This is a genomic window from Actinophytocola sediminis (assembly GCF_054779715.1).
In genome coordinates this window covers 95,707-105,235 of record NZ_BAAGXS010000043.1, presented here as the reverse complement: position 1 = coordinate 105,235, position 9,529 = coordinate 95,707, and the positions used below count along the sequence as shown (strand labels likewise).

General features: G+C 71.7%; 8 protein-coding genes and 1 riboswitch. Of the genes, 1 reads left to right on the top strand and 7 read right to left on the bottom strand.

Translation table 11 applies throughout. The annotated features are described in order from the left end of the window. Positions 1-580: FtsX-like permease family protein (locus ACYVIP_RS26180; protein ID WP_460400903.1), on the bottom strand; the 580-nt coding region annotated here is incomplete at its 3' end. A gap of 3 nt (positions 581-583) precedes the next feature. After that, positions 584-1,348, bottom strand: coding sequence for an ABC transporter ATP-binding protein (locus ACYVIP_RS26175; RefSeq protein WP_460400901.1), 765 nt, complete (start codon positions 1,346-1,348; stop codon positions 584-586). 64 nt (positions 1,349-1,412) lie between these two features. Between ACYVIP_RS26175 and ACYVIP_RS26170 the strand changes: the two genes are divergently transcribed. Continuing rightward, positions 1,413-1,964, top strand: a complete 552-nt coding sequence (locus ACYVIP_RS26170; RefSeq protein ID WP_460400899.1) for a TetR/AcrR family transcriptional regulator — start codon at positions 1,413-1,415, stop codon at positions 1,962-1,964. A gap of 5 nt (positions 1,965-1,969) precedes the next feature. Here ACYVIP_RS26170 and ACYVIP_RS26165 read toward each other — a convergent pair whose 3' ends face one another. From ACYVIP_RS26165 to ACYVIP_RS26145, 5 genes are all read right to left on the bottom strand, one after another. Further along, positions 1,970-3,010, bottom strand: coding sequence for an LLM class flavin-dependent oxidoreductase (locus ACYVIP_RS26165; RefSeq protein WP_460400897.1), 1,041 nt, complete (start codon positions 3,008-3,010; stop codon positions 1,970-1,972). 62 nt (positions 3,011-3,072) lie between these two features. Beyond that, positions 3,073-4,119, bottom strand: coding sequence for a homocysteine S-methyltransferase family protein (locus ACYVIP_RS26160; protein ID WP_460400895.1), 1,047 nt, complete (start codon positions 4,117-4,119; stop codon positions 3,073-3,075). Between the two features lie 25 nt (positions 4,120-4,144). Beyond that, positions 4,145-4,334: riboswitch (cobalamin riboswitch) on the bottom strand. Between the two features lie 29 nt (positions 4,335-4,363). Next, complete coding sequence (gene cobF, locus ACYVIP_RS26155) at positions 4,364-5,113, bottom strand: precorrin-6A synthase (deacetylating) (protein ID WP_460400893.1); 750 nt, start codon at positions 5,111-5,113, stop codon at positions 4,364-4,366. After that, positions 5,110-8,697 carry a cobaltochelatase subunit CobN gene (gene cobN / locus ACYVIP_RS26150; protein WP_460400891.1) on the bottom strand — a complete coding sequence of 1,196 codons (3,588 nt, stop codon included), beginning with the start codon at positions 8,695-8,697 and terminating at the stop codon, positions 5,110-5,112. Before cobN ends, cobF begins: the two co-directional genes overlap by 4 nt. Positions 8,698-8,851: 154 nt before the next feature. Beyond that, positions 8,852-9,508 carry a (2Fe-2S)-binding protein gene (locus ACYVIP_RS26145; RefSeq protein WP_460400889.1) on the bottom strand — a complete coding sequence of 219 codons (657 nt, stop codon included), beginning with the start codon at positions 9,506-9,508 and terminating at the stop codon, positions 8,852-8,854. Positions 9,509-9,529 lie beyond the last annotated feature (21 nt).

Sequence of the window (9,529 nt, the reverse complement as noted above, 5' to 3'; positions counted from 1 at the left end):
GACCGCGGCTCTGGCCCGTGGTCGCCACGGGTGCCCCGACCGGGCTGGCCGCGGCGATCCGCCGGCTGCCCAGCCAGGCCGCCGCCACGCTCGCGACGAGCACGACCGCGGCGCCGAGCACCGGCAGCACGACCCCGGGCGCGAACGCCGACGCGGCGTCGATGAGCCCGGCGGTGTGCACCTGGTCCAGGACGAGCCCGCCGAGCAGGTACCCACAGGCGATGCCCGGCACCGCGGCGATGGCGGACAACACCAGGGTCTCGGCGGCGACCATGGTCTGCAACTGACGCGGCGTCGCGCCGACCAGCCGCAGCCCCGCGAGCTCCCCGCGCCGGCCGACGAGGGTGACGCCGATGGTGGAGACCATGGCGAACAGCACGATCGCCACCACCCAACCACCCATGATCAGCGGGAACTGGGTGAGGAACGGCGCGTCGGCCGCCGTGGTCGTCGGGGCCAGCCCGGTGCCGAGCAGCGCGGCCATCGCGGTCACCAGCAGCAGGCCGACGAACGAGACCAGGGCGGTCGCCAGTGCGGCCGAGCGGTGGTGGACGAACGAGCGCAGGACGAGGGTCAGCATGGGTCAGCCCACCACCGCGTCGTTGGCCGCCTGCTCGGCGGACTCGACCAGCGTCGCCATCCTGGCGGCCACCGCGCCCGCCGACGGCCGTGCCAGCCGGTCGACGATGCGCCCGTCGGCCAGGAACAGCACCTGGTCGGAGTAGGACGCGGCGACCGGGTCGTGGGTGACCATGATGATCGTCTGGCCGCCGTTGGCCAGGCCGCGCAGCAGCGTGAGCACCTCGCGGGCGCTGCGGATGTCCAGCGCGCCGGTCGGCTCGTCGGCGAAGACGACGTCGGGGTCGGTGATCAGCGCCCGCGCCACGGCGACGCGCTGCTGCTGCCCGCCGGAGAGCTGGTCCGGCCGGTGTCCGGCGCGCTGGCCGAGACCGACGTTCCGCAGCAGGGCCGAGGTGCGCCGAGGGTCGGTGCGCCGCCCGTCCAGCCGCAGTGGCAGCTCGACGTTCTCTCCCGCGGTGAGCGCGGGCAGCAGGTTGAACGACTGGAACACGAACCCGACCCGGCGGCGGCGCAGCCGCGCGAGCTCGACCGGGCCGGCCTGGGTGAGGTCGCGGTCGTCCAGCTCGACCAGCCCCGAGGTCGGGCGCTGTAGCCCCGCCGCGCAGTGCAGCAGGGTCGTCTTGCCGGAGCCGGACGGCCCCATGATCGCGACGAAGGACCCCCGGCCCACGTCGAGGTCGATGCCGCGCAGGGCGTGCACCGGGCCGGCATCGCTCGGGTACTGGCAGGTCAGCCCACGGATCCGCAGGACTGGCTTGGTGTTCATGACAGGACTCCCCTCGATATGTATGTTCGTTTGAAACGAACGTTTACATGATACGGTACCCGTCATGGGTCATCGGGAGAACCTGCTCACCGCCGCACGGGAGTGTCTGCTGCACAACGGCTACGCGCGGACGACCGTGCGCGAGCTGGTCGCGGCGTCCGGCGCCAACCAGGCGTCGATCAACTACCACTTCGGCTCGAAGGACCAGCTGCTCACGCAGGCGATCTACGACCTGAACGAGGAGTGGGGCCGCCACCTGTTCGCCGCGCTCGAGGACGCCGAGGGAGCGCGGGAACAGGCGGCGCGGGTCGCCAGGTGGCAGCGCATCATCGAGTCGATCCAGAAGAACCGCGAGCTGTGGTTCGTCAACTTCGAGACGGTCGCGGTCCTCCAGCACAACGACAAGATCCGCGAGATGAACGCCTCGGCGCAGCGCACCGCGCGGGTCGCCCTGGCGCACGCCTTCGGTGGCCTCGGCCAGGACGCGGACCCGGCGGAGGTGCACGCCGTTGGCGCGCACTACTACTCACTGCTGGTCGGCGTCGCGCTGCAGTGGTTGACCGATGCCGACGAGGCGCCGACCGCCGAGGAGATCGTCCGCGCCGACCGCGGCTGACCAGGTCACCACATGATCCTGTCGTGCACCAGCCGCAACTGCTCGCGCATGGTGGCCACGCCGGGCAGGTCGATGCCGGCGAACGCCTTGACCAGCGCGGCGTCGGTGATGGCGAGGACCAGGTGGTTGACCCCGGTCGAGGCGATCTCCGTCCTGATCTTGGCCAGGCACTCCTCCGGGGTGCCGGCCACGGACAGCTTGTCGGCCAGCTCCGGCGGGGTGAGCTCGAACGCACGGTCCACCCGGCCCTCCCCCACCGCGGCGATGATCTCGGTCAGCGACGCGGGATCCACGTCGTTGCGCGCCAACTGCTCGGCCGGCATCGACGACGCGTACAGGCCGACCATCGCCCTGGCGGCGTCCTTGGCCGCCCGCGAGTCCTCGCCCGTGGCGAACACGACCCACGCGCCGAGGTCCAACGACGACACGTCGCGGCCGGCGCGCTCGGCGCCGATCCGCACGTTCTCCACCATGTACTCGTAGGCGCGCCTGGTGTAGCTCAGCGCATGGTGCACGCCGTCGGTCAGCTCCCCCGCCGCCTGGAACGACTTCGGGCCGCGCATCGCGCCCAGCTTGACCGGAACGTGCCGCTGGACCGGCCGGGCGAAGGTGAACAGCCCGTCATAGCGGTAGAACTCGCCATCGTGGCTGATCGCCCCCTCGTCGAGCAGGGTGCGCACCACGGTGTGCGCCTCCTTGAGGCGGGACAACGGTTTCGTCCGCGCCCAGTCGATGCCGTACTGCGCGAGCAGCCCGAAGTTCCCCGACCCGAGCACACATTCGGCGCGGCCCCCGGTGAGCTCGTCGAGGGTGGCGGTCGCCTGGGCGATCAACGACGGCTCCCGCAACGTCACCGCGGACACGCTCGGACCGAACCGGATGTTGGTCGTCTTGTCCGCCGCCGCGGCGAACAACAGCCAGAGATCCTTGTGCCAGGTCTCGTCCGCCGCATAGCAGGCGTAGAACCCGAGTTCGTCGGCGAGCTTGATGGACTCGATCGTGTCGTCGAGCGGGTAATCAGGCAACAGCACGAAACTGAACCGCATGATTCTCCTCCCAGAACAGTCGACCAGCCCAGTGTGGCTCCCCGCCGGTGACTACCGGAAGGTCACGCGCGATCGCCGAGAGCCACGATGTGGTCCGGCAGCCGCTCGTCGTCGCCGTACATGAAGTGGTTGCTCATCCGCTCCGAGAACCGGCTCGCCTCGGTCGTGCGGCCGACCGCCTCCGCCACCTGACGGACCAGCATCGGGGACGCGCCGCAACACACGCCGAGGTAGTTGACGTCCAGGTCGTGCGCCTCGGTCGCGAAGGCGCCCAGCTCGTACCTGTTGGCGGACAGCGGATCGAGCGCGGTGGGGAACGTGCGACCGTGCGGGGAGGGGACGCGTGCCCGGTCGTCGGTCAGGTTGAAGAACGTCGGCTCCTCGACGGTGGTCCGGTACGGCACGGGCAAGGCACCGACGTGACAGGACACCGCCGCCCGGATCTCCTTGAGCCACGGCAACATCGTGTCCGGCCCGCGGAAGCAGTTCATGCCGACGACGTCCGCGCCTGCCTGCTCGAGTCGCTGGCAGGTCTCCACGATCCCGACGCCGTCGGCCAGTTCGTTCAGTGCCATCGGCGCGATGGTGAGCACCACCGGCAGGCCGGTCGACGCCGCCACCTCCAGCGCCGCCAACGCCTCGCCCGCGTAGTAGAACGTCTCGCCGATGATCAGGTCGGCGCCGCCGTCAACGGCCCAGCCAACCATCTCCTCGAACATGGCACGCACCTCGGCCTGCCGGCCGGTGTCCGCCGGGTCCCACACGTTCGTGTTGGAGATGTTGCCCGCCATCAGGTCCCCGGGTCGCGCGTCGGCGACCTCGCGGGCGATCCCCAGTGCCGCGCGGTTCAGCGGCTCGAGCAGATCCTCCTTGCCGATGACCCGCATCTTCTCCCGATGCCCGTTGTAGGTGAATGCCTCCACCACATCGGAGCCGGCTCGTTGGAAGTCGACATGCAGGGCGCGCAGCGCGTCGGGGTGTTCCAGCGCCACCTCGGGCACGAACTCCCCGGCGGTGAGATAACCCCGTCTCTCCAGCTCGAAAAGAAATCCCTCGGCGCAGATCACCGGGCCGGCATTGAGGCGTTCGGTCAGGTCGTTGGTCGACATTGTGCGGCTCCATCGCTCGTGGATCGGCTACGTGCGCGCCGCAGACGGTCTCCTGACTTCCGGATGTCGGCTTTCCTCGCCTTCCCAGGACATGTCCCAGTGGCGTCATGAGGTTCGCTATCCGGTCACAGTGGCGAGGACCGCGCTGGATTCACACCAGACTTCCCGTTTTCTGCCGCGCGTCGAACACGCTATCCACCTGCCACAGGATGGTCAATTGTTTCATATTATGGAACCGGTGCAGTCACTTCTCGTGCCGGAGCAGATAGATGTCCAGTAGCCAGCCGGCCTCGTGTTTCGCGGCGGTGCGGGCGGTTGTTATCGCGGGCAGGACATCGGCGAGTTGGCCGGCGGCGAGTCGTTCGCTCGGGGTGCCGAGATTGGCGCCCCACCAGATGTGCCAGCCGGCCGGGTCGACGGCGCGTAGTTCCTCCAACGAGCGGCTGAGCAGGACCGCGATGTTGGGCTGTCGCTGCCGGATCGCCTCGACAAGACGGCGGCCGGTGGTGATGTGCAGCGGTTCGCCGATGCCGTGCGGCACGATGCGGTGGCGGGCGGCGAGCGCGGACAGGCTCGACACGCCCGGCACGACCTCCAGCCGGGCGCCGACGGTGTCGGCGACGCGGGCCAGCACGCGGATCGTCGAGTCGTAGAGGGCCGGGTCGCCCCAGACGAGGAAGCCCGCGTCGCCGTCGTGGTCGGCCAGCGCGGCGGCGTAGCGGGCGGCGCGGGCCGCGTGCCAGTCGGCGACCGCGTGTGCGTAGTCCGCCGCCGTGCGGTCCCGCTCGGCGTCCTCGACGACCACGATCGTCGGGTCGCCGCGCACGTGGCGGCCAAGCAGCGCTGTTCTGGCGGCGGCCAGCGGGTCGCCGTCCGGGCGCTGTTTCTCGGTCACCACGAAGAAGTCGACCTCGTTCATCGCCAGGACCGCCTCGACGGTGAGCTGGTCGGGACCGCCGGGGCCGACGCCGATGAGCACCACCCGTCGGCTCACGCGCCGTCCTCGAGGTCTCCCTCGACCGACAGGTAGACCGCCTGCAGCTGGGCCAGCACCTCCGGGTCGGGCTCGGCCCACAGCCCGCGGTCGGCCGCCTCGTGCAGTCGCTCCACGATGCCGCGCAGCGCCCACGGGTTGGCCTGGCGCATGAACTCCTGGTTGGTCTGGTCCAGGACGTACTCGCGGGCCAGCCGCTCGTACATCCAGTCGTGCACGACACCGGTGGTCGCGTCGAAGCCGAACAGGTAGTCCACGGTCGCGGCCAGCTCGAAGGCGCCCTTGTAGCCGTGCCGTTGCATCGCGCCGATCCAGCGCGGGTTCACCACCCGGGAGCGGAAGACGCGGTTGGTCTCCTCCTGCAGCGTGCGGGTGCGCACCGCGTCGGGGGACGTGGAGTCGCCGACGTAGGCCTTCGGGTCGGCGCCGGTCAACGCCCGGACCGTGGCGATCATGCCGCCGTGGTACTGGAAGTAGTCGTCGGAGTCGGCGATGTCGTGCTCGCGGGTGTCGATGTTCTTCGCGGCGACCTGGATGCGGCGGTAGTTCGCGCGCATGTCCTCGGCCGCCGGCCGGCCGTCGAGCCCCCGGCCGTAGGCGAAGCCGCCCCAGGCGGTGTAGACCTCGGCCAGGTCGGCGTCGTCGCGCCAGGTGCCGGACTCGACGGCCTGCAGGATGCCGGCGCCGTAGGAGCCGGGGGCCGAGCCGAAGATCCGCGCGGTGGCCCGGCGTTCGTCGCCGTGCTCGGCGAGGTCGGCGTGCACGTGGGCGCGGACGAAGTTCTGCTCGGCCGGTTCGTCCAGCGCGGCGACCAGCCGGACCGCGTCGTCGAGCATGCCGACCACGTGCGGGAAGGCGTCGCGGAAGAAGCCGGAGACCCGCACGGTCACGTCGATCCGCGGTCGGCCCAACTCGGCCAATGGCAGCACCGCCAGCTCCCGCACCCGCCGGGAGGCCTCGTCCCAGACCGGCCGGACACCAAGCAGGGCAAGGACTTCGGCGATGTCGTCGCCGGAGGTGCGCATGGCCGAGGTGCCCCACACCGACAGGCCGACCGACTTGGGGTACTCGCCGGTCTCGTCCAGGTAGCGGGCCAGCAGCGAGTCGGCCATCGCGACACCGGTCTCGTAGGCGAGCCGGGAGGGCACCGAGCGGGGGTCGACGGTGTAGAAGTTGCGGCCGGTCGGCAGCACGTTGACCAGACCGCGCAGGGGCGAGCCGGACGGGCCGGCCGGGACGTACCCGCCGTCGAGCGCGTGCAGCACCGCGTCGAGCTCGTCGGTGGTGCGGTTCAGCCGGGGCACCACCTCGGTGGCGGCGAACGCCAGCACCCGGACGACCTCGGGGTCCTCGTGCAGTCCGGTCGCCGCGGCCGGGTCCCAGCCCGCCGCCTCCATCGCCTCGACGAGCGCGCGGGCCTTGGCCTCGACGGTGTCCACGGCACCGGTCTGCTCGGCGCCCTCCTTGAGGCCGAGCGCGGTGCGCAGGCCCGGCACCGCGGCGGTCTCGCCGCCCCAGATCTGTTGGGCGCGCAGGATCGCGAGCACCAGGTCCACCCGCGCGGCCCCGGCGGGTGCCTGGCCGAGGATGTGCAGCCCGTCGCGGATCTGGGCGTCCTTGACCTCACACAGCCAGCCGTCGACGTGCAGGATGAAGTCGTCGAACTCGGTGTCGTCCGGGCGGTCGTCCAGGCCGAGGTCGCGGTGCATGTGCGCGGCCTGCATGAGGGTCCAGATCTCGGCGCGGATCGCGGGCAGCTTGGCCGGGTCCATCGCCGCGATGTTCGCGTGCTCGTCGAGGAGTTGCTCCAGCCGGGCGATGTCGCCGTAGCTCTCCGCCCTGGCCATCGGCGGCACCAGGTGGTCGACGATCGTGGCGTGCGCGCGGCGTTTGGCCTGCGCGCCCTCGCCGGGATCGTTGACCAGGAACGGATACACCAGCGGCAGGTTGCCGATGGCCGCGTCGCTGGCACAGGCGGCGGACAGCGCGGCGTTCTTGCCGGGCAACCATTCCATCGAGCCGTGCTTGCCGAGGTGCACGACGGCGTGCGCGCCGAAACCATGCTCCAGCCAGCGGTAGGCGGCCAGGTAGTGGTGTGATGGCGCCAGGTCCGGGTCGTGGTAGATCGCGACCGGGTTCTCGCCGAACCCGCGCGGCGGCTGGATCAGCAGCACGATGTTGCCCGACCGGATGGTGGCGAGCACGATCTCGTTGGCGTCGTTGACGAACAGCGCGCCCGGCGCCGGTCCCCAGGCCTCGGTGACCGACTCCCGCAGGGCGGGGTCCAGCGCGGCGAACCAGCGCGTGTAGTCCCCCGCCGGGATGCGCACGTGCGCGTCGGTGAGCTGGCCCTGGGTGAGCCATTCCTCGTCCTGTCCGCCGGCCGCGATCAGCGCGTGGATGAGCGCGTTGCCCGCCTCGGTGTCGTCGGCGAGGTCGATGGCCGGCAGGTCGCCGATGTCGTACCCGGCGGCCCGCATTCGGCGCAGCAGCCGCACGGTCGACACTGGAGTGTCCAGGCCGACCGCGTTGCCGACCCGGCTGTGCTTGGTCGGGTAGGCCGAGAGCATCAGCGCGATCCGCCGCTGCCCCACCGGGGTGTGCCGCAGCCGGGCGTGCGCGACCGCGATGCCGGCCACGCGGGCACAGCGCTCGGGATCGGCGACATAGCGCGGCAGGCCGTCGATGTCGGTTTCCTTGAACGAGAACGGCGCGGTGATGATCCGGCCGTCGAACTCGGGGATCGCGATCTGGCTCGCGGAGTCCAGCGGGGTGACGCCCTCGTCGGCGGCCAGCCACTCGGCCCGGCTGGAGGTCAGGCACAGGCCCTGCAGGATCGGGATGTCCAGCGCGCGGATCCGCGCCACGTCCCAGGCCTCGTCGTCCCCACCCGCGCTCACCCCGGCCGGGGTGCTGCCGCCGGCGGCGAGCACAGTGACCACCAGCGCGTCCAGGGTGCCGAGCGCGGTGTACAGCTCGTCGGGCGCCGAGCGCAGCGACACGGAGAACACCGGCACGCCGACCGCATCGCCGGTGGCGTCGACCGCGTCGGCGAGCGCGTGCGCGAAGTCGGTGTTCCCGCTGGTCTCGTGTGCCCGGTAGTAGAGGATGCCGATCCGGGGCAGTTCGCCGGCGGGGATCGCGCGGTCGGCGAAGCCCCACGCCGGCACGGTGACCGGCGGCTCGAAGCCCTCGCCGGTGAGCAGCACGGTGTCGGAGAGGAAGGCGTGCAGCTGGGCCAGGTTGGCCGGCCCACCCTCGGCGAGGTAGCGGTGCGCGTCGGCCGCGATGCCGGCCGGCACCGTGGACAGGCGCATCAGCTCCGCGTCCGGGGTCTGCTCGCCGCCGAGCACCACCAGCGGCACGGCGCTGTCCCGCAGGATGGCGAAGCCGTCGCGCCAGGACTCGGGGGTGCCGAGCAGCCGCACGACGACCACCTGGGCGCCGTCGACGACCGAGGCCAGGTCGGCGAGGTCGAGCCGGGCGGGGTTGGCCCAGCGGTAGTCGGCGGCCGACGCCCGCGCGGACAGCAGGTCGGTGTCGGACGTGGACAGCAACGCGACAGTGGGCGTGACACTGGGCATGCGGTTCCTCCTGGCGGGGTTCGCGCCCCGCGTGGCAGGTGGTGGCCGCGGTCAGTGTCTGGCTGCCCGGCTGGTGTCAGCCGGTGCACAGTGGCGGAACCGCCCCGGAGTCACACCGGGTTCCTGAGTCCGCGACCGGCGGACACGCTCCACCCTAACCGCTGGCGAGCACACAGTCGCCGCAGTACCCGCCGCCGGGGATCCGGTAGTAGAGGCAGCAGGAGGACCGGACGAACTCGCCGGCCAGCTCACCGGTGCCCGCGAGCGGGCCGGCGAGCAGGGCGGCACCGTGCTCGCGCGCGGCCGGGGCGAGGTCGGGACGGGCGCGGCCGATCATGCGGGCCGCGCCGAACACGGCGGAGGTGATGTTGCCGGACAGGATCTGCCGGGACAGGGAGTACCGCTGCGCCAACACCTCCGCGAGCGGCGTCAGCACGTCGGTGAGCAGGTCGCTCACCGACGGTTCGGTGTCCGCACCGGTCAGCGTGAGCGGCCACGGTCCCTGGTCGACCGGCTGCCACCAGGCGTCGTCGAGGGTCGGCCGGGGCAGCGGCACGCCGAGGACGCCGGCGCCGAGCACCGGCGAGATCAGCCTGGCGAACAGGCCCAGCGACATCGTGGACGCCGCGACCCGCCGCTCGACGTCCACAGTGGACAGTCGACTGAGCACGGTGTGCACGTGCCCCACCCGCTCCGCGAGCACCGCCGTCGCCAGCAGGTCCCGCAGCGGTCGCCACGGACCGGGCCCGGTCTCGCGGCGCACCGCGAAGAACGGGCCGAGCTCGGACAGGACGGAGTCCGCTGCTGGCATGTGGTCATCGTGGCACGGACC

What these genes read in the sequence shown, in the direction of transcription:
- ACYVIP_RS26165 (WP_460400897.1), bottom strand. Translation starts at nt 3,010, where the DNA reads ATGCGGTTCAGTTTCGTGCTGTTGCCTGATTACCCGCTCGACGACACG.
- ACYVIP_RS26175 (WP_460400901.1), bottom strand. Translation starts at nt 1,348, where the DNA reads ATGAACACCAAGCCAGTCCTGCGGATCCGTGGGCTGACCTGCCAGTAC.
- ACYVIP_RS26160 (WP_460400895.1), bottom strand. Translation starts at nt 4,119, where the DNA reads ATGTCGACCAACGACCTGACCGAACGCCTCAATGCCGGCCCGGTGATC.
- ACYVIP_RS26145 (WP_460400889.1), bottom strand. Translation starts at nt 9,508, where the DNA reads ATGCCAGCAGCGGACTCCGTCCTGTCCGAGCTCGGCCCGTTCTTCGCG.
- cobN (WP_460400891.1), bottom strand. Translation starts at nt 8,697, where the DNA reads ATGCCCAGTGTCACGCCCACTGTCGCGTTGCTGTCCACGTCCGACACC.
- ACYVIP_RS26170 (WP_460400899.1), top strand. Translation starts at nt 1,413, where the DNA reads ATGGGTCATCGGGAGAACCTGCTCACCGCCGCACGGGAGTGTCTGCTG.